Source organism: Kitasatospora sp. NPDC058063 (assembly GCF_042885395.1).
Taxonomy (GTDB): Bacteria; Actinomycetota; Actinomycetes; order Streptomycetales; family Streptomycetaceae; genus Kitasatospora; species Kitasatospora lactacystinica.
In genome coordinates, this window is sequence record NZ_JBHVSD010000027.1 from 105,142 (window position 1) to 124,929 (window position 19,788).

The following is a 19,788-nucleotide window of genomic DNA, read 5'->3' on the forward strand; positions in this document are numbered from 1 at the left end:
GAAGAGTGTCGCGAGATGACCGGGTTCCGGCCCACTCGCGACACTCTACGCGCGTAACAATTGCTGCGGCTAGGGCCAACCGGGCCCTTAGAGCCGCTCCGGCCCGAACGCGTCGGGAAGGACCTCGCTCATCGGCTTCACGCCCGAGGCCAGCTCGACCAGCAGCCCCGGACCGCCGTGCTCGTACAGCAGTTGGCGGCAGCGCCCGCACGGCATCAGCAGTTCGCCGGCGCCGTCCACGCAGGTGAAGGCGACCAGCCGGCCGCCGCCGGAGGAGTGCAGCGCGGACACCAGCCCGCACTCGGCGCACAGCCCGAGCCCGTACGAGGCGTTCTCGACGTTGCAGCCGGTGACCACCCTGCCGTCGTCCACCAGGGCGGCCGCGCCGACCGGGAACCTGCTGTACGGCGCGTACGCGCGGCCCATGGCCTCGCGCGCCGCCGCGCGCAGCAGCTCCCAGTCGATCGCGGGCGGCGCCGCGGGCGCGGAGGCGGTCACTTGCCCTGGCCCTTGCGGTAGATCTGACCGTCCGCCTTGGGCATCCGCAGTCGCTGCGAGGCCAGCGAGAGCACCACCAGGGTGATCACGTACGGCGTGGCGACGATCAGCGGGCGCTGCACCTCGTCGGTCAGCGAGTACCAGGCGATCAGGCCGCCGGCCACCACGAAGGAGACCACCGTCGCGGTGTACTTGCGGCGGTACAGCTGCCAGAGCGCGAACAGGATCATCGCGATGCCGACGATCAGGATCAGCACGTGCACCGACTCCGGGTCGCGCAGCTGGAGGCTGTCGGTGAAGCCGAACAGGCCGGCGCCCATGGCGAGGCCGCCGGGCATCCAGTTGCCGAAGATCATCGCGGCGAGGCCGATGAAGCCGCGGCCGAGGGTCTGGCCGTCCTTGTAGAAGTGCGCCGCGACCAGCGAGAGGTACGCCCCGCCGAGGCCGGCGAAGGCACCGGAGGCGATGACCGCGAGGTACTTGTACTTGTAGACGTTGACGCCCAGCGACTCGGCGGCGGTGGGGTTCTCGCCGCAGGAGCGCAGCCGCAGGCCGAACACCGTGCGCCAGAGCGCGAAGTAGCTGACCACGATCAGCGCGCCGGCCAGCAGCACGACCACCGAAATGTTGGTGACCAGGCCGCCGAGCACGCCCGCGACGTCCGAGACGAAGAACCAGTGGTGGCTCTCGATGCTCTTCAGCCCGGAGGACAGGCCCGGGACGGTGATGTACGGCAGCGGATCGGCCGGCGGGGACTGGTTCTGGCCGGCACCGACCGAGACGTAGTCCTTGTAGTAGATCCGGTTGACGTACGCACAGATGCCGGGGATCAGCAGGTTGATGCCGACACCGGAGACGATGTGGTCGACGCCGAAGGTGACCGTGACGACCGCGTGCAGCAGGCCGCCGACCGCCCCGCCCAGCATGCCGGCCAGCAGGCCGACCCACGGGTTGACCAGGTAGCCCGCCCAGGCGCCGCAGAAGGTGCCGGCGACCATCATGCCTTCGAGACCGATGTTGACCACACCGGCCCGCTCGGACCAGAGACCGCCCAGACCGGCCATGCCGATCGGCACGGCGGCGCCGAGCGCGGCGGTGACCTGCCCGGAGGAGGTCAGCGAGTGGTTGCCGGTGGCCAGGCCCACGGCGGAGAACAGCACCAGGGCGCCCGCGATCAGGAGCAGGACGACCGGCCAGGACAGCTTGCGCTTCTTCGCGGGTGCGCCCGACGCCTTCGGACGGGCAGCCGTTGCCGTGCTCATGCGGACACCTCCTTCTTCTCACTGTTCGCGGCAGCCTGGGCGGCGAGCTGGGCGCCGACCTTCTGCTGCTGACGCTTCAGGCCGTAGCGGCGCACCAGCTCGTACGCGACGACGACGCAGATGACGATGGTGCCCTTCATGACGTCGACGATCTCGAACGGGAACCCGCCCTGGAGCGGCAGCACCGAGCCGGTGACGTCCAGGAACGCGAACAGCAGCGCCGCGAAGGCCATGCCGATCGGGCTGTTCCGGCCGAGCAGGGCGATCGAGATGCCCAGGAAGCCCAGACCGGGCTGGAAGCTCTGGCCGAAGTAGTACGAGTTCTGCAGCAGCTCCGGCAGGCCGATCAGACCGGCGATGGCTCCGGAGACCACCATCGAGACGACCACCATGCGCTTGACGTTCACGCCGGAGGCGGTCGCCGCGGACTCCGAGCGGCCGGTGGCGCGCAGGTCGAAGCCGAAGCGGGTGCGGGTCAGCACGAACTGGAAGACCACTCCGACCAGGGCGGCGACGAAGATGAAGCCCCAGAGCGTTCCGCCGGCCGTCTCCAGCGAGAAGAAGTGGCTGGACTGCGAGATCCGCTCGGTCTGGATCGAGTTGGTGGTGCCGCTGGTCTTCGGCGCGAAGATGCCGGGGACGAGCAGCAGACCGATGATCGCGGTCGCGATCGAGTTCAGCATGATGGTCGAGATGACCTCGCTGACGCCGCGGTAGACCTTCAGCAGACCGGCGATGCTCGCGTACAGACCGCCGACCACCATGGCCGTGGCCAGCAGCAGCGGGATCTGGATGAAGGCCGGCAGGTCCACCTTGGCGCCGACGAAGGCCGCGAACAGCGCCGCGACCTTGTACTGGCCCTCGACGCCGATGTTGAACAGGTTCATCCGGAACCCGAACGCGGCGGCTGCGGCGGCCAGGTAGTAGGTGGTGGTCCGGTTGAGGATGTTCACCTGGCCGTCCGACTTGCCGGCGTACGTGATCATCACGTTCCAGGCGTCGAACGGGTTCTTGCCCGAAGTCGCCAGCAGGACGGAGCAGATCGCGATGGAGAGCAGGACCGCGAGCACCGGCGCCGCCAGCGCGAGCACGATCCGCTCACCGCTGAACCGCTGGGCCAGGCCGGGCTTCGCGGCGGCGGGGTTGGGACTGGTCATGGGTTACTCCCCCGCCTGCGGGTCGTCGGCGGTGTCGGTGGGCTGGTGCCCGGCCTCGGCCTCGGTGCCCTCGGCCGCGACGGCCTGCGCCTCGGCGACGGCCTCCGGCTCGGACTCCAGGTGGCCGCTGGCGGCACCGGTCATCGCGGTGCCGAGGTCCTCGGCGGTGACGGTGGCCGGGTCGGCGTCGGCGACCAGGCGGCCGCGGTAGATGACCCGGATGGTGTCGGACAGGCCGATCAGCTCGTCCAGGTCGGCGGAGATCAGCAGGACGGCCAGGCCGGCCCGCTGGGCGACCCGGATGTGCTCCCAGATCTGCGCCTGCGCGCCGACGTCCACACCGCGGGTGGGGTGGGCGGCGATCAGCAGCTTGGGCTGGTGGCTCATCTCGCGGCCGATGATCAGCTTCTGCTGGTTGCCGCCGGAGAGCGAGGCCGCGGTGACCTCGATGCCGGGAGTGCGGACGTCGTACTCCTCGACGATCCGCCAGGTGTCCGTGCGGGCGGCGGCCGGGTCGAGCAGCACGCCCTTGGAGTTGGGCGCCTCGGTGACGTGGCCGAGGATGCGGTTCTCCCAGAGCGGGGCCTCCAGCAGCAGGCCGTGCTTGTGGCGGTCCTCGGGGATGTAGCCGATGCCGGCCTCGCGGCGGGCCCGGGTCAGGGCGCCGGAGAGGTCCTTGCCGTCCAGGGTGACGGTGCCGGCGTTCAGCGGCAGCATCCCCATGACGGCCTCGACCAGCTCGGCCTGGCCGTTGCCCTCGACACCGGCGATGCCGAGGATCTCGCCCTTGTGGATGCGCAGCGAGATGTCGTCGAGGACGACGCGCTCGATGCCCTCGGCGTCGGTCTTGGCGATCCGCAGGCCTTCGACGTCGAGCATCACGGCCTCGGTGACGGTCGACTCGCGGCTCTCCGGCGAGGGCAGCTCGGCGCCGACCATCAGCTCGGCGAGCTGCCGGGCGGTGACGGCCTTCGGGTCGGCGTCGCCGACCGTGGTGCCGCGCCGGATGACGCTGATCGCGTCGGCCACCGCGAGCACCTCGTGCAGCTTGTGCGAGATGAAGATGACGGTGACGCCCTCGGACTTGAGCTCGCGCAGGTTGTCGAACAGCGCGTCGACCTCCTGCGGGACGAGCACGGCCGTGGGTTCGTCGAGGATCAGGATCTTGGCGCCGCGGTACAGCACCTTGAGGATCTCGACGCGCTGGCGGTCGGCGACGCCGAGGTCCTCGACCAGGACGTCCGGGCGCACGCCCAGGCCGTACTGGTCGGAGATCTCCTTGATCTTCGCCTTCGCCCTGGCGCCGATGCCGTGGAGCTTCTCGCCGCCGAGGACGACGTTCTCCCACACCGTGAGGTTGTCGGCGAGCATGAAGTGCTGGTGCACCATGCCGACGCCGCGCGAGATGGCGTCGCCGGGGGTGTTGAACTCGCACAGCTCGCCGTTGATCGCGATGGTGCCCTCGTCCGGCTTCTGCATGCCGTAGAGGATCTTCATCAGCGTCGACTTGCCGGCGCCGTTCTCACCCATCAGGGCGTGCACGGTCCCGGTGCGGACGGTGAGGTTGATGTCGTGGTTGGCCACGACACCCGGAAAGCGCTTGGTGATGCCGCGCAGTTCGACGGCCGGTGTCGCCGTCCCCGCGCTGGGGGTGCCGTCCTTGCGCAGGGGGACGGGGTCGGATGCGGTGATGGCGGTCTCCTGGTGGTCTGGAGGCGCGTCGTTGCGCTCGGAGGGCCAAGGGGGAACGGAGAGACGGAACGGGGCCCGGGGGGTACGCGTTGAGCGCACCCTGCCGGGCCCCTCCCGTGAACTGTGTGGTGCGTCGCCCTGCCGGGCAGGCGGCGGGCTCTGCGGCGTCCGGGACGCGCGGTGCTTACTTGACCGGCGCGGTCGGAATGGTGGTGGCGCCGGACTTGATCGCGTCGGAGGCGACCTTCAGCTTGTCCTGGATGTCGTCGATCTTGCCGCCGGTGATGGCGAGCGAGACGCCCTCGGCCTTCAGGTCGAACAGCTTGACGCCGGTCGGGCTCTGGCCCTGCTTGACCGACTGGATGTACGAGAACACCGCGGTGTCGACGTTCTTGACCATCGAGGTCAGGATGCTGTTCTTGTACTTCGCCAGGGCCGGCTGGCTGGCCTGGTCGGAGTCGACACCGATGGCCAGGGCGCCCGACTTGTTGGCGACGGCCTCGATGGCGCCGTTGCCGGAGGAGCCGGCGGCGGTGTAGATGACGTCCGCGCCCTTGTCGAGCTGGCCCTGGGCGGCCTCCTTGCCCTTGTCGGGCGAGGCGAAGCCGGTGAAGTCCGGCGGGGTGCTCAGGTAGGTGGTCTCGACCGTGATGCTCGGGTCGACGGACTTCACACCCGCCGTGTAACCGGCCTCGAACTTCTTGATCAGCTCGGACTGCACACCACCGATGAAGCCGACGTGCTTGGCCTTCGACTTGTTCGCGGCGGCGACACCGGCCAGGTACGAGCCCTCCTGCTCGGCGAAGAGCAGCGAGGTGACGTTGGCCGGCTGGTCCTTGTCGTTCGAGTCGATGATCGCGAACTTGACCGTCGGGTTGTCCTTGGCGACCTTGTCGACCGCCGGCTGGTAGACGAAGCCGACCGCGATGATCGTCTTGTAACCCGCGTCGATCAGGTTCTTGAGACGGGTCTCCTTGTCGGCCTCGGCCTCGTTCTGCTTGGCCTCGGCCTCGGTCACGGAGACGCCCAGCTCGGACTTGGCCTTGTCGAGGCCACGGGCGGCGGAGTCGTTGAACGACTGGTCGCCGCGGCCGCCGATGTCGTAGGCCATGCCGACCTTGAGCGAACCGTCGCCCGAGCCGGAAGAGGAGGAGTCGGTGCTCTTTGCGCCGCAAGCGGCGAGCGAGGCCATGCCCAGGGAACCCGAGAGCACAACCGCGGCGAGCTTCATTGAACGGCGCAAGGGGATATCTCCTTCTACACGCAACCGTTTGGCGTGGTCGGACGCCACCGTAACGCGCGTAGAACACGGTTGTGTTACGGGGTGCCGGAGCATACGGGTTGTTATCAAACCGTGGTCTGATGTTCTCCCCGGGGCTCTTATCCCCCGCGCGGACGGTGATCCGAGGTCGGTTCGGTCAGTTTACGTAACCCCGACGGGACCCCGGATCCGGCCGTTCCGCTTCGCTCCGGCCGCACCGCCCCCGGACCTGCCGTCAGCTGCCGTCCGCCTCCAGGGCCAGCGCCGAGAACAGTTCCACGCCGATGCCGATCGCCCGCTCGTCCACGTCGAACCGGCCCTGGTGCAGGTCCCGGACCGTGGCGTCGCCGGGGGCGCGGACGCCGAGCCGGGCCAGCGCGCCCGGGGCGTGCTCCAGGTACCAGGAGAAGTCCTCGCCGCCCAGGCTCTGCTCGGTGCCCTCCACCACCACGGCGCCGTCCCCGCCGAAGCGGGCGTGCATCGCCCCGTCCAGCAGGGCGACCGAGACCGCCTCGTTCACCACCGGCGGCACCCCGCGGTGGTAGTCCAGCGTCCACTTGGCCCGGTGGGTCTCGGACAGCTTGGCGATCAGCTCGTGCAGCAGGTCCGGCGCCTCCCGCCAGCCGTCCAGCTCCAGGCAGCGAACGGTGCCCTCCAGCTCGGCGTGCTGCGGGATGACGTTGGGCGCGGAACCGGAGGCGATCCGCCCCCAGACCAGGCTGACGCCCCAGCGCGGGTCCATCCGGCGGGCCAGCGCCCCCGGGAGGTCGGCGGCCGTCCTGGCGACCGCGGTGACCAGGTCCGTGGTCAGGTGCGGACGGGCGGTGTGCCCGCCGGGGCCGTCCAGGTGCAGCACCAGGCGGTCGCAGGCCGAGGTGATCGCCCCGACCCGCAGGGCGATCCGGCCGACCTCCACCTTCGGGTCGCAGTGCACCGCGAAGATCCGCCCGACACCCGCCATCCCGCCGGCCTTGATGACGTCCAGCGCGCCGCCCGGCATGACCTCCTCGGCGGGCTGGAACACCAGCCTGACGGGGCGGCGCAGCTCGCCGGCGCGGGCGGCCTCGGCCAGCACCAGGCCGGTGCCGAGCACCACCGAGGTGTGCACGTCGTGGCCGCAGGCGTGGGCCCGGCCGGGGACGGTGGAGCGGTACGGCACGTCGGTCTTGGCGTCGTCGATCGGCAACGCGTCGATGTCGGCACGGAAGGCCAGGAACTCCGTTCCCGGGGCGGTGCCGGGCGGGACGATGTCGACGAGCATGCCGGTGCCGCCGGGCAGCACCCGGGGTTCGAGCCCGGCGGCCGCCAGCCGGTCGCGCAGCAGCCCGGTGGTTCGGAACTCCTGGCGGCCCAGCTCCGGGTGCCGGTGCAGATCACGACGGAAGGCGACCAGCTCGGGCTCCAGCTCCCGGACCCGGTCGCGCAGATCGGCGGCGGGGCGTGGGGCGGCGAGAGTGGTGCCCGGCTGAGCGGGCTCAGGACGGTTCATCTCGCCAATCGTAGGCCTGTTGGGGGGATTTGGCCCGACTTCCGGAAAACTAGTCCCCGGATGGGTGCATACCGGCCGGACACGTGGGTATGACATCTTGTTTCAGCCGCCTTCCCCGGGTTGCGTGCCCTGTGCAACGACCACCCCGGCCGACGGTCACGGCCGCCACTTCCCCGACGACACCAGCGGGTTGACGGCTGTTCAGCAGGACGTCAGAAGCGCTCCACCGGGGAGTACGTCCCCCACACTCCGCGCAGCGCGTCGCACACCTCGCCGACGGTGGCCCGGGCGGCCAGCACCTCCTTCATCGGGTACAGCACGTTCCCCGTCCCCTCGGCGGTGCGGCGCAGCGCGTCCAGCCCCCGGGTGACGGCGCCGGCGGAGCGCTCGGCCCGCAGCCGGGCCAGCCGCCGCGCCTGCCGCTCCTCGATCGCCGGATCCACCCGCAGCGGCTGGTACGGCTCCTCCGTGTCCGACCGGAAGCGGTTGACCCCGACCACCGTCCGCTCCCCGGAGTCGGTCTCCCGCTGGAGCCGGTAGGCGGTGCGCTCGATCTCGCCCTTCTGGTAACCCCGTTCGATCGCGGCCACCGCGCCGCCCTGCTCCTCGATCCGGTCCATCAGCGCCCGCGCGGCGGCCTCCACCTCGTCGGTGAGCGACTCGACGGCGTAGGAGCCGGCGAACGGGTCGACGGTGGCGGTCACGTCGGTCTCGTACGCGAGCACCTGCTGGGTGCGCAGGGCGAGCCGGGCGGCCTTCTCGGTGGGCAGCGCGATCGCCTCGTCGTAGCTGTTCGTGTGCAGCGACTGGGTGCCGCCGAGCACCGCGGCGAGCGCCTGCACGGTGACCCGGGCCAGGTTGACCTCGGGCTGCTGGGCCGTGAGCTGCACTCCGGCGGTCTGGGTGTGGAAGCGCAGCATCTGCGAGCGCGGGTTCCGGGCGCCGAACACCTCGCGCATGATTGTGGCCCAAATCCTGCGTGCCGCACGGAACTTGGCCACTTCCTCCAGCAGCGTCGTGCGGGCCACGAAGAAGAACGAGAGCCGGGGGGCGAAGTCGTCCACGGCCATCCCGGCGGCGATCGCGGTGCGGACGTAGGCGATGCCGTTGGCCAGCGTGAAGGCGATCTCCTGCGCGGGGTCGGCCCCGGCCTCGGCCATGTGGTAACCGGAGATGGAGATGGTGTTCCAGCGCGGGATCTCGGCCCGGCAGTACCGGAACACGTCGGCGACCAGCCGCAGCGAGGGCTGCGGCGGGAAGATGTAGGTGCCGCGGGCGATGTACTCCTTCAGCACGTCGTTCTGGACCGTGCCGGTGAGCGCCGCCGGCGCCACCCCCTGCGCCTCGCCGACCAGTTGGTAGAGGAGCAGGAGCAGGGCGGCGGGCGCGTTGATGGTCATCGAGGTGGACACCCCGCCGAGCGGGATGCCGTCGAACAGCACCGCCATGTCCTCGACGCCGTCCACGGCGACGCCCACCTTGCCGACCTCCCCGGCGGCGAGCGGCGCGTCCGAGTCGTAGCCCATCTGGGTGGGCAGGTCGAAGGCGACCGAGAGGCCGGTGCCGCCGCCCGCGATCAGCTGCCGGTAGCGGGCGTTGGACTCGGCGGCGGTGCCGAAGCCCGCGTACTGGCGCATCGTCCAGGGGCGGCCGGTGTACATCGTCGGATGGACGCCCCGGGTGTAGGGGTACTCCCCCGGCCGGCCCAGCCGGGCACCGGCCTCCCGGCCGGCCAGGGACTCCGGGCCGTACAGCGGCTCGATCGCGAAACCCGACTCGGCGCGGCGCGGTTCGGCTGTCATGGGGGTGCCTCCTCCGGGACTGGGGAGCGGGTCCTCGCAATGTAGGGCCTGACCGGCCCGCCGCGGCGGCGACGCGGTTGAGATGATCGGGTGAACGACCGATGAGCCCCAGGGAGTGGCAATGACCGAGCAGAAGGTGGCCGTGGTCACCGGTGCCAGCAGCGGAATCGGCGCGGCGACCGCCCGCCGGCTGGCCGCCGAGGGCTTCGACGTGGTGCTGACCGCCCGGCGCACCGACCGCGTCGAGGCGCTGGCCGAGGAGATCGCCGCCCGGGGCGGTTCGGCCCGCGCGGTCACCCTGGACGTCACCGACCGGGCCGCGGTGGACGCCTTCGCCGCCGCGGTCGGCCGGGTGGACGTCCTGGTGAACAACGCCGGCGGCGCGATCGGCGCGGAGAGCGTCGAGCACGGGGACCCGGCCGACTGGCGGGCCATGTACGAGGTGAACGTGCTCGGCGTGCTGCACGTGACGCAGGCCCTGCTGCCGGCCCTGCGGGCCACCGGCGACGGCACGGTCCTGGTGCTCTCCTCGACCGCCGCGCTGGCCGCGTACGAGGGCGGCGGCGGGTACGTCGCCGCCAAGCACGCCGCGCACACCATCGCCGCCACGCTGCGGCTGGAGCTGTGCGGGGAGCCGATCCGGGTGATCGAGATCGCGCCCGGCATGGTGAAGTCCGAGGGCTTCGCGGTCACCCGCTTCCGCGGCGACGAGGAGAAGGCCGCCGCCGTCTACGCGGGCGTGGCCGAACCGCTCACCTCGGAGGACATCGCGGACACCGTGGCGTGGGCGGTCACCCGGCCCTCGCACGTGAACATCGACCTGCTGGTGGTCCGCCCCCGGGCGCAGGCCGCCAACCACAAGGTCCACCGCGCCTGAGCCCGGCCCGGCGGGCGGCCCCGGAGCAGGGGCCAAGATCGAACACGTCACCCCCCGGTGGTACACACGTGCGATGAGAACCTTCCGGGCCGCCCGCCCACGGGTCCTGCTGGCCGCGCTGGCGGCAGGCACCCTGCTCCTCGCCTCCGCCTGCGACGACACCGCCGCGCCGGCCCAGGACCGGGCCGCGGGCACCACGGCGCCCGCCGCCGCCACCCCCACGGCCACCCCGACACCGACTCCCAGGCCCACCGGCGAGGCCGACCCGGCGCTCAAGCCCTTCTACGGCCAGCAGATCACCTGGGCCGACTGCCCGGCCGACGCCCAGGCCGAGAAGGCCAAGATCGACATATCCGGCATGCGGTGCGGCACGCTGCACGTCCCGCTGGACTACGCCGCCCCCGCCACCGACGCCCTCGACCTCGCGCTGGTCAAGTACCCGGCCGCCGAGCCGGACCAGCGGATCGGCTCGCTGATGGTCAACCCCGGCGGCCCCGGCGAATCCGGCGTCGGGATGGTCAAGTACGGCGCCAAGCAGTTCGCCGGCACCCTGCACGACCGCTTCGACGTGATCGGCTTCGACCCCCGCGGCACCGGCGACAGCTCCCCGGTCGTCTGCTACGACGACAAGCAGCACGACGCCGTCAACCAGACCGACGCCTCCCTCGACCCGGCCGTCCGCAAGGCCGAGCACGTCAAGCAGGCCACCGAGCACGCCGCCGCCTGCCAGGCCAGGTCCGGCAGGCTGCTGCCCTTCGTCGGCACCCGCAACACCGCCCGCGACCTGGACGTGCTGCGCGCCGCGGTCGGCGACAAGCAGCTCAACTACCTCGGCATCTCCTACGGGACGTACCTCGGCGCGCTCTACGCCGAGGAGTTCCCGAAGAACACCGGCCGGCTGATCCTGGACGGCGCGGTCGACCCCGGCCAGGACCGGCTGGACCACGGGATCGACCAGCAGGTCGGCTTCGAGAAGTCCTTCGAGCGCTTCGCCGCCGACTGCGTGGAGAACCACGCCGACGAGTGCCCGCTCGGCAAGGACGGCAGCAAGGCCGCCAAGAAGGCCGCCGACTTCCTCGACGGGCTGTACGACCACCCGCTGACCACCAAGGACGGCCGCAAGCTCGGCCGCGACCAGGCCTGGACCGGCACCATCTCGCTCCTCTACGGCGACGAGACGACCTCCTGGAAGTACCTGCGCGCCGCCCTCGGCTGGGCGATGGTGCGCGACAAGGGCGACTACCTGATGGCCTTCGCCGACGACTACAACGGCCGGGACGCGAACGGCCACTACAGCCCGGTGGACGAGGCCAACAACGCGATCGGCTGCGCCGACGCCGCCCGCCCCGCGCCCACCCCCGAGCACGCCAGGGCCGCCGTGGACCGGCTGCTCGCCGAGGCGCCGCTGATGTCCAGGGGCGTCACGGTGGACGACTTCAGCGAGGCCGGCTGCGCCTACTGGCCGTTCAGGACGCAGGAGACGCCGCACACCGTCCGGGCCGAGGGCAGCGCGCCGATCCTGGTGGTCGGCAGCACCGGCGACCCGGCCACCCCGTACGCCTCGGCCGAGGCGCTGGCCAAGGGCTTCGCCAACGCCACCCTGCTCACCCGGGTCGGCGAGGGGCACGGCGCCTTCGGGAAGGGCAACACCTGCATCGACCGGGCCATGGCGGCCTACCTGACCGAGGGCACGATGCCGGCCGCGGGCACCCGCTGCGACTGAGTCCCCGCGGACCGGCCCGGCCCCCGGTGGACGGCGGCGCCGCGGCCGGCGGCAGGACACGGGGAGGGCGCTGACGCGCAGGTGTCAACGTCACAACTTGATAGCTCGTCCGGATGAATTCGGCGCGCGCCCTCCCCAACTGATGACCGCTCAACTACCTTTGAGGCGCAGGTCGACCGGCGCCAACGCGCCCCTCGGCAGCCCCCATCCCACCCGTTCACCACCCCACTCCACCGGCACCTTCCCGCCCTCACGAGGAGGACCCGCTGGCCAGCGACATCCCGTCACAGCGGCTCGACGTCAGAACAGAGCCGACCCTCCTCGGGTTGCACCGCTTCAACGAAGCCGACGCCGGCGCTGCCGAGGAGGCCCTGCTGGCCTGCTGCGGCAGCCACCGCTGGGCCCTGCGGCTCACCGCACACCGGCCCTACCCCGACATCGAGTCCCTGCTGGCCGCCGCCAGCGAGGCCTCCTACGACCTCCGCCCGGCCGACCTCACCGAGGCGCTGGCGGACGAGAGCTGGATGCCGCAGCCGCTGCTCGGCATGCGGGCTCCCGGAAGCCAGGCCGCGCACACCGCGCTGCGGGCCGCGCACGCCGCGTACGAGGCCCGGTTCGGCCACGTCTTCGTGGTCTGCCTGGAAGGGGTCGCCCCGGAGGAGATGCTCGACACCGTGCTCTCCTCCATCCGCACCCGCCTCGCCAACGACCCGGACGAGGAGCGGCTGATCGCGTCCGACGAACTCCGCCGGATCGCCCTCACCCGCCTGGAGCACCTGGTCGCCACCCCCTCGGAGGCCGCGGCGCGCTGAGCGCACATCACCCACCCCTCTTCACCCACTCTTCTTCACCCGTGCGGGTGACCTCGCCCGCAAAACCGCCCGGACGAGTGAGGCCGCGGCACCATCCGATCCGAACCACCACCGAATCCGAACCCGCCCCGCCCCGCGCCCCTCACCCTCCGGCGCGGGGCGCGAGCATGCCGTCACCCACCGTGACACCCTCGGGTTTGGTTCCCGCCCCGCTAGGCCAGAAGTGCCTGATTGATCACACCTGGGGCCCCCGGAGGCGGTTCACGGAAAGGCGTCGATAGGATGCTGGCGGCCGGTGGACCGTACCCGGCCGGGCTGACCGACACCGAAGCCGGCCGAGCCCCCAATCGCTTCCGGAGGGTTTTTCCGTGCCGGCTGGAACGCTGTACCGCGGCCGGGAAGGCATGTGGAGCTGGGTGGCTCATCGAGTCACCGGCGTCCTCATCTTTTTCTTCCTGTTCGCCCACGTCCTGGACACCGCCCTCGTGCGAGTGTCGCCGGAGTCCTACGACACCGTCATCCAGACGTACAAGACTCCGCTCGTGAACCTGATGGAGTACGGCCTGGTGGCCGCCATCCTGTTCCACGCCCTCAACGGCCTGCGCGTCGTCGCAGTGGACTTCTGGTCCAAGGGCCCGAAGTACCAGAAGCAGATGCTCTGGACCGTCGTCGGCGTCTGGGTCGTCCTGATGGCCGGTTCCTTCTACGGGATCCTCCAGCACACGCTGATCTCCTGGTTCGGGAAGTGAGCCGAGACATGTCCACGGAATACTCCGACGCCATCGTCGTCCCCTCCAAGCAGGCGCACACCGGCAAGGGACTGGGCACCGGCAACCCCGCCGACGCGTTCGTCATCGAGCCTCCGCGCCAGCGGACCAAGAAGACCCCGCGTCGCACCCGCACCAACTTCGAGATGCTGGCCTGGCTCTTCATGCGCCTGTCCGGTGTCGTTCTGGTCGTGCTGATCCTCGGCCACCTGCTGATCATGCTGGTGCTCGACGGCGGCGTCTCCAAGATCGGCTTCGCCTTCGTGGCCGGCCGCTGGGCCTCGCCGTTCTGGCAGGGCTGGGACCTCCTGATGCTCTGGCTCGCCATGCTGCACGGCGCCAACGGCATGCGTCAGGTGATCAACGACTACGCCGAGAAGGACTCGACCCGGCTCTGGCTCAAGGGGCTCATGGGCACCGCCACGGTCTTCACCGTGCTGCTCGGCACCCTGGTGATCTTCACCTTCGACCCCAACATCTGAGCCGCGAGCACCATCGACCATCGGCAGAGGCCAGAGGCGAGTTAACCCCCCATGCAGATTCACCAGTACGACACCGTCATCGTCGGCGCCGGCGGCGCCGGCATGCGAGCGGCCATCGAGTCGACGCAGCGCAGCCGCACCGCCGTCCTGACCAAGCTCTACCCGACCCGGTCCCACACCGGCGCTGCCCAGGGCGGCATGTGCGCCGCCCTCGCCAACGTCGAGGAGGACAACTGGGAGTGGCACACCTTCGACACGGTCAAGGGCGGTGACTACCTGGTCGACCAGGACGCCGCCGAGATCATGTGCAAGGAGGCCATCGACGCCGTCCTCGACCTGGAGAAGATGGGCCTGCCCTTCTCCCGCACCGAGCAGGGCCGGATCGACCAGCGCCGCTTCGGCGGTCACTCCCGCAACCACGGCGAGGCCCCGGTCCGCCGCTCGTGCTACGCGGCCGACCGCACCGGCCACATGATCCTCCAGACGCTGTTCCAGAACTGCGTCAAGCACGGCGTCGAGTTCTTCAACGAGTTCTACGTCCTCGACCTGCTGATCAACGAGGGCAAGACCTCCGGCGTCGTCGCGTACGAGCTGGCCACCGGCGAGATCCACGTCTTCCAGGCCAAGTCGGTCGTCTTCGCCTCCGGCGGCACCGGCAAGTTCTTCAAGGTCTCCTCCAACGCCCACACCCTCACCGGTGACGGCCAGGCCCTGGTCTACCGCCGCGGCCTGCCGCTGGAGGACATGGAGTTCTTCCAGTTCCACCCGACGGGCATCTGGCGCATGGGCATCCTGCTCACCGAGGGCGCCCGCGGCGAGGGCGGCATCCTGCGCAACAAGGACGGCGAGCGCTTCATGGAGCGCTACGCCCCCGTCATGAAGGACCTCGCGTCCCGTGACGTCTGCTCCCGCGCGATCTACACCGAGATCCGCGAAGGCCGCGGCTGCGGTCCGGACGGCGACCACGTCTACCTGGACCTGACCCACCTGCCGCCGGAGCAGCTGGACGCCAAGCTGCCGGACATCACCGAGTTCGCGCGCACCTACCTCGGCATCGAGCCCTACACGGACCCGATCCCGATCCAGCCCACCGCGCACTACGCCATGGGCGGCATCCCGACCAACGTCGAGGGTGAGGTCCTGCGCAACAACACCGACATCGTCCCGGGCCTGTACGCGGCCGGCGAGGTCGCCTGCGTGTCCGTGCACGGCGCCAACCGCCTGGGCACCAACTCGCTGCTGGACATCAACGTGTTCGGCCGTCGCGCGGGCATCGCCGCCGCCGACTACGCCAACGCCAACGAGTTCGTCGAGCTGCCCGAGGACCCGGCCGAGAAGGTCCAGGCCCTGGTCGACGGCCTGCGCGAGAGCACCGGCACCGAGTCCGTGGCGCAGATCCGCAAGGAACTGCAGGAGACCATGGACGCCAACGCGATGGTGTACCGCACCGGCGCCACCCTGAAGCAGGCGGTCGAGGACATCGCCGCGCTGAAGGAGCGCTACAAGAACGTCTCCATCCAGGACAAGGGCTTCCGGTACAACACGGACCTGCTGGAGGCCGTCGAGCTGGGCAACCTGCTCGACCTGGCCGAGGTGCTGGCCGTCTCCGCGCTGGCCCGCGAGGAGTCCCGCGGCGGCCACTACCGCGAGGACTTCCCGACCCGTGACGACGTGAAGTTCATGCAGCACACCATGGCGTACCAGGAGGTTGCCGCCGACGGCACCACCTCCATCCGCCTCGACTACAAGCCGGTCGTCACGACCCGCTACCAGCCGATGGAGCGTAAGTACTGATGAGCACTCCGACCGTGGAGAAGCACTCGGCCGCTCTGGACGCGGTCGAAGCCGGTGCCGTCCAGCCGATCACCGTCACCTTCCGGATCCGCCGGTTCAACCCGGAGGAGCACCCGGACCCGGTGTGGGTGGACTACCAGCTGACGATGGACCCGAAGGAGCGCGTCCTGGACGCGCTCAACAAGATCAAGTGGGAGCAGGACGGCACCCTCACCTACCGCCGCTCCTGCGCGCACGGCATCTGCGGCTCCGACGCCATGCGGATCAACGGCCGCAACCGGCTGGCGTGCAAGACCCTGATCAAGGACGTCGACCCGGAGAAGCCGATCACGATCGAGGCCATCAAGGGCCTGACGGTCCTCAAGGACCTGGTCGTCGACATGGACCCGTTCTTCCAGGCGTACAAGGACGTCATGCCGTTCCTCATCACCAAGGGGAACGAGCCGACCCGGGAGCGCCTGCAGTCCGCCGAGGACCGCGAGCGCTTCGACGACACCACCAAGTGCATCCTGTGCGCCGCGTGCACGTCGTCCTGCCCGGTGTTCTGGAACGACGGCCAGTACTTCGGCCCGGCCGCCATCGTCAACGCGCACCGCTTCATCTTCGACTCGCGCGACGAGGGCGGCGAGCAGCGCCTGGAGATCCTCAACGACCGTGAGGGCGTGTGGCGCTGCCGCACCACCTTCAACTGCTCCGAGGCCTGCCCGCGCGGCATCGAGGTCACCAAGGCGATCCAGGAAGTGAAGCGGGCGCTGGTCACCCGCCGCTTCTGATCCCCGCCCGACACCCCGAAGGCCCCCGCCCGATCCTCCGATCGGACGGGGGCCTTCGCCCGTTTCAGCGCAGGGCGCCGACGTCGGTCGGATCGCTCCAGCCGGAGAAGTACAGCAGGTGCCGGTCGGCGGTCTCGGCCCACAGGTCCGGACGGCCGTCCGCGTTCAGGTCGCCCGAGCTGCCGAGCGTCGGGTAGGCGGCGGTGGTGAAGCCGGTGGCGACGACGTTCGCCTTCGGGTCGGCGAGCGCGGAGAAGTCGCGGCTGCCGTCGGCCTGCTTCGGGATCGGGTACGCGTGCAGCTCACCGGTGGCCCGGTCGCGCGCCCAGAGGGCGAGGTCGCCGACGGAGTCGGGGCCCGGGGCGACCAAGTCGTAACCGGCCCACGAACCGTTGTCGGTGAGCTGCCGGGCGGTGGACAGACGGTAGGAGAATCCCGGTTTGGCGAACAGCCAGAGGTTGCCGTCCTCGACGGTCAGCAGTGACGAGACCGTCCTGCCGTCCAGCGAGCCGATCAGCGCCAGCTGGTCGGCCTTGCCCCAGTCGGAGGCGAAGGTCGTGGGGCAGGCGGTGGCGGCACCCGCGGCATTCTGGCAGTTGGTCGGCCGGCCCACCGACATCTGACTCCGGGTGAACGAGAGGTAGTCCTGGTTGCTGTAGAAGTACAGGGCGCTCGATCCGTTCGCGTGGATCAGAAGGTCGTCCATCGGCGCGTGCGCGCTGGAGTCCCAACCGCGGTGCAGGAGTTGGTACCCGGCCCAGGACGTCCTGTCCGGCGACCAGTTGGCACGGATCGTGGCGGACGGCACGGTGCTGCCCGAACCCGTGCTGATGATCTGCAGGTTGCCGGCGGAGTCGGGCAGCAGGACGTCCGGAACGCCGTCCCCGTCGACGTCTCCGGGGACCCTCGGCGGGTTCGGGTTCGAGGGGGCGGAGAAGGTGTAGCTGCCGTAGCTGACGTTGCCGGCGTTGTCGATCACCTGAAGGTTGAGGATGTTGGTGCCCCAGTCCAGGACACGCGCGGCGACGGTCGCCGTGCCGTCGGCCGCCGGCTTGACCGCGTCGGACGAGTCGCAGCCGCCGACACCCAGCGTGCGGAAGCCGTACCGGATGCAGGCGACGCCGGACGCCTGACCGCCGGCCGGCGCCGGGTCGAGCCCCGTCAGGACGAAGGTGCCGGTCTGGCCCGCGTACTTGGTGGCGGGGCCGCTCGCCGGGAAGTCGGTCGAGGAGGCCGTGACGGTCGGGCTCGTGGTGTCCACGGTGAAGCGGCAGTCCGCCGACGGGGCGGAGAGCTGGGTGTCCTGGAGGGCCCAGGCGTGCCAGGCGTAGCTGTGCCCGTCCAGCAGACCGGGGGCGTTGACGCTCGCCCACTGTCCGTAGGCCCGGGCCTCACCGGTGTACACCGGGTCCTGGGCGCCCGTGGTCTCGTCCCGGACGCTGAACCGGGCACTGGTGCCGGTGACGTTCGCGACGAGCTTCGGACCGTACATGGTCCGTCCGCTCCAGAGCGGGACGGTGGTCGAGTCGCAGGCGCTGGTGACGTAGTCACCGCCCTGTTCCGTCCCGAGGACGGTCGGTGCCGTGTCGGCCACGGCCGCCGTCGGCACGGTGAACAGACCCGCGGCCGCGGTCGCCGCGACCAGCCTCCCGAACCTGCGTGAACGCGTGTGCTTCATCAAGAAATCCCCACCCTCTGTCGGCATATCCGTTCGAGACGTGCACGAGCGGTGAGGATCCTGCCAGTAGGGGCCGACAGCGGCAACGGGGATTCTCAGTCGGTGGCCGGGGTGCGGCGGGTGGTGGCGCGAAGGCCGCGCACGCCGATGGTGCCGACGGCGATGCCGAGGGCGAAGGAGGTGACGGCGAGGAGCAGGTGGACCCAGAAGAAGGCGGTGGGCTGGGAGTGGTCGCCGTTGGTGAAGGCCTGGCCGCCGGAGTCCTTCCAGAGGTTCTTCACGAAGGTCGTCCAGATGATGATCGACCAGACCCCGAAGGCGGTCAGGAACCAGGAGGTGCGGCGGCTGAGCTTCATGGGGGTCCTCGGCGTGTGAAGGCGGTGTGCTTCCCCAGTATGCGCGGGCCGCCGATCGGCGTAGGGCGGGCCCCTCCTGCGGAGGACGGGCCCCTGGGGAAGGGCGCCGGGAGCCGTGAGTGGGTACGGTCTGCTGGTGCCCACACCCCGTCTCACGTTCGCGCGCCTGTGCGCCGCGGTCACCGCGGCCCTGCCGGTACTGCTCGCCGCTCCGGCGGGCGCGGCCCCGCAGCAGCAGCCCCCGTCGGTCGCGGTCGGCGGCGAGCGGCTCGGGCTCCCGGGGGTGCAGGTCGCCCCGATGGCGGGCGCTCCGCCGTTGCCCGCCGACCTCACCGGCCAGTCCTGGATAGTCTCCGACGCGGTGTCGGGGGAGGTGCTGGCGGCCAGCAATCCGCATCTGCGGCTGCCCCCGGCGAGCACTCTGAAGATCCTCTTCGCGGACACCGTGCTGCCCAAGTTCGACCGCAACGCGGTGCACCGGGTGGCCGACGAGGAGATCCAGGGGATCGGCCCCGGCAGCAGCCTCGTCGGCATCAAGGAGAACCTGGACTACCGGGTCGAGGACCTGTGGCGCGGGGTCTTCCTGAGCTCCGGCAACGACGCGGTGCACGTCCTGGCGCACATGAACGGCGGGGTGCAGCGGACCGTCGCCGAGATGCAGACGCGCGCCGACACGCTCCAGGCGCGGGACACCCGGGTGATCTCCCCGGACGGCTACGACATGGACGGCCAGGTGTCCTCGGCCTACGACCTGTCGCTGTTCGCCCGGGCCGGTCTGCGCAACGCGGACTTCCGGATGTACTGCGCGACCCGGGACGCGATGTTCCCGGGCGCCGTCGACCGGAACACCGGCCAGCGCGGCAGCTTCGGGATCGCCAACACCGACCGGCTGCTGGGCAAGTACCCGGGCCTGATCGGCGTGAAGAACGGCACCACCACCAACGCCGGCTCGACCTTCGTCGGCGCCGCCGAACGCGGCGGCCGCACCCTGCTGGTGACGGTGATGCACCCGTCGAGCTACCAGAAGGTGTACGACGAGACGGCCGCGCTGCTGGACTGGGGTTTCGCCGCGGCCGGCAAGGTCCAGCCGGTCGGCCGGCTGGTCGACGAGCTCCCGCCCGGCGGCGCCGAGCCGACCGGTCAGGCCGTCGGCGGTGACGGAACGCCCGCGCCGCCGCCGCACCCCGCCGCACCGGCGGCCGCGACGCCCACCGCGGAAGGCGGGGGCGGCCGGTTCGGCGTCGTCGGCTGGTCGGCCGTGGTGCTCGCCGGGGCCGCGCTCGGGTACGGCGCGGTGGTGCTGCGGCGCCGCTCCGCCGGCTGATCCGCCGACGAGGCCGAACCGGCTGTTCCGGCGGCTGACCA

The 19,788-nt window shown here is 70.9% G+C and carries 17 protein-coding genes; 8 read left to right on the forward strand and 9 right to left on the reverse strand.

Annotated elements, in window-relative coordinates:
• Positions 1-87: 87 nt before the first annotated feature.
• From ACFVUY_RS35275 to ACFVUY_RS35305, 7 genes are all read right to left on the reverse strand, one after another.
• On the reverse strand, positions 88-498 hold the full coding sequence (locus ACFVUY_RS35275; RefSeq protein ID WP_387736339.1) for a cytidine deaminase: 411 nt from the start codon (positions 496-498) through the stop codon (positions 88-90).
• Positions 495-1,760 carry an ABC transporter permease gene (locus ACFVUY_RS35280; protein ID WP_387736340.1) on the reverse strand — a complete coding sequence of 422 codons (1,266 nt, stop codon included), beginning with the start codon at positions 1,758-1,760 and terminating at the stop codon, positions 495-497. Before ACFVUY_RS35280 ends, ACFVUY_RS35275 begins: the two co-directional genes overlap by 4 nt.
• Positions 1,757-2,917 carry an ABC transporter permease gene (locus tag ACFVUY_RS35285; protein ID WP_387736341.1) on the reverse strand — a complete coding sequence of 387 codons (1,161 nt, stop codon included), beginning with the start codon at positions 2,915-2,917 and terminating at the stop codon, positions 1,757-1,759. The genes ACFVUY_RS35280 and ACFVUY_RS35285 overlap by 4 nt, the downstream gene beginning before the upstream one ends.
• Before the next feature lie 3 nt (positions 2,918-2,920).
• Complete coding sequence (locus tag ACFVUY_RS35290) at positions 2,921-4,447, reverse strand: ABC transporter ATP-binding protein (protein WP_387736352.1); 1,527 nt, start codon at positions 4,445-4,447, stop codon at positions 2,921-2,923.
• Between the two features lie 346 nt (positions 4,448-4,793).
• A complete protein-coding gene (locus tag ACFVUY_RS35295; protein ID WP_387736342.1) occupies positions 4,794-5,852 on the reverse strand; it encodes a BMP family protein in 1,059 nt (352 codons plus the stop codon).
• 253 nt (positions 5,853-6,105) lie between these two features.
• A complete protein-coding gene (locus ACFVUY_RS35300; RefSeq protein WP_387736343.1) occupies positions 6,106-7,359 on the reverse strand; it encodes an amidohydrolase in 1,254 nt (417 codons plus the stop codon).
• Between the two features lie 212 nt (positions 7,360-7,571).
• Entirely contained in the window at positions 7,572-9,161 is a 1,590-nt protein-coding gene (locus tag ACFVUY_RS35305) for a methylmalonyl-CoA mutase (protein WP_387736344.1), read from the reverse strand.
• A 121-nt stretch (positions 9,162-9,282) separates the two neighbouring features.
• Here ACFVUY_RS35305 and ACFVUY_RS35310 point away from each other — a divergent pair, with 121 nt between their 5' ends.
• From ACFVUY_RS35310 to ACFVUY_RS35340, 7 genes are all read left to right on the forward strand, one after another.
• Entirely contained in the window at positions 9,283-10,038 is a 756-nt protein-coding gene (locus tag ACFVUY_RS35310; protein ID WP_359911551.1) for an SDR family oxidoreductase, read from the forward strand.
• Between the two features lie 73 nt (positions 10,039-10,111).
• Entirely contained in the window at positions 10,112-11,761 is a 1,650-nt protein-coding gene (locus ACFVUY_RS35315) for an alpha/beta hydrolase (RefSeq protein ID WP_387736345.1), read from the forward strand.
• A gap of 326 nt (positions 11,762-12,087) precedes the next feature.
• Positions 12,088-12,573, forward strand: a complete 486-nt coding sequence (locus tag ACFVUY_RS35320; RefSeq protein WP_359911557.1) for a 2-oxo-4-hydroxy-4-carboxy-5-ureidoimidazoline decarboxylase — start codon at positions 12,088-12,090, stop codon at positions 12,571-12,573.
• Between the two features lie 368 nt (positions 12,574-12,941).
• Positions 12,942-13,322, forward strand: a complete 381-nt coding sequence (gene sdhC, locus ACFVUY_RS35325; RefSeq protein WP_033332398.1) for a succinate dehydrogenase, cytochrome b556 subunit — start codon at positions 12,942-12,944, stop codon at positions 13,320-13,322.
• A gap of 8 nt (positions 13,323-13,330) precedes the next feature.
• Positions 13,331-13,822: a succinate dehydrogenase, hydrophobic membrane anchor protein gene (sdhD, locus tag ACFVUY_RS35330; protein ID WP_387736346.1), complete on the forward strand. Its 492-nt coding sequence runs from the start codon at positions 13,331-13,333 to the stop codon at positions 13,820-13,822.
• A gap of 51 nt (positions 13,823-13,873) precedes the next feature.
• Positions 13,874-15,616, forward strand: coding sequence for a succinate dehydrogenase flavoprotein subunit (gene sdhA / locus ACFVUY_RS35335; protein ID WP_387693206.1), 1,743 nt, complete (start codon positions 13,874-13,876; stop codon positions 15,614-15,616).
• Positions 15,616-16,389, forward strand: a complete 774-nt coding sequence (locus tag ACFVUY_RS35340; RefSeq protein ID WP_359911565.1) for a succinate dehydrogenase iron-sulfur subunit — start codon at positions 15,616-15,618, stop codon at positions 16,387-16,389. The genes sdhA and ACFVUY_RS35340 overlap by 1 nt, the downstream gene beginning before the upstream one ends.
• A gap of 64 nt (positions 16,390-16,453) precedes the next feature.
• Here the strand turns inward: ACFVUY_RS35340 and ACFVUY_RS35345 are convergent, their stop codons facing one another.
• Both ACFVUY_RS35345 and ACFVUY_RS35350 read right to left on the reverse strand, forming a co-directional pair.
• Positions 16,454-18,067 carry a hypothetical protein gene (locus tag ACFVUY_RS35345; protein WP_387736347.1) on the reverse strand — a complete coding sequence of 538 codons (1,614 nt, stop codon included), beginning with the start codon at positions 18,065-18,067 and terminating at the stop codon, positions 16,454-16,456.
• Between the two features lie 95 nt (positions 18,068-18,162).
• The gene (locus tag ACFVUY_RS35350) at positions 18,163-18,423 is read right to left on the reverse strand and encodes an SCO4848 family membrane protein (protein ID WP_359911571.1); all 261 of its coding nucleotides are present in this window, start codon (positions 18,421-18,423) and stop codon (positions 18,163-18,165) included.
• A gap of 136 nt (positions 18,424-18,559) precedes the next feature.
• Between ACFVUY_RS35350 and ACFVUY_RS35355 the strand changes: the two genes are divergently transcribed.
• The gene (locus ACFVUY_RS35355) at positions 18,560-19,747 is read left to right on the forward strand and encodes a D-alanyl-D-alanine carboxypeptidase family protein (RefSeq protein WP_387736348.1); all 1,188 of its coding nucleotides are present in this window, start codon (positions 18,560-18,562) and stop codon (positions 19,745-19,747) included.
• The last annotated feature ends 41 nt before the right edge of the window (positions 19,748-19,788 follow it).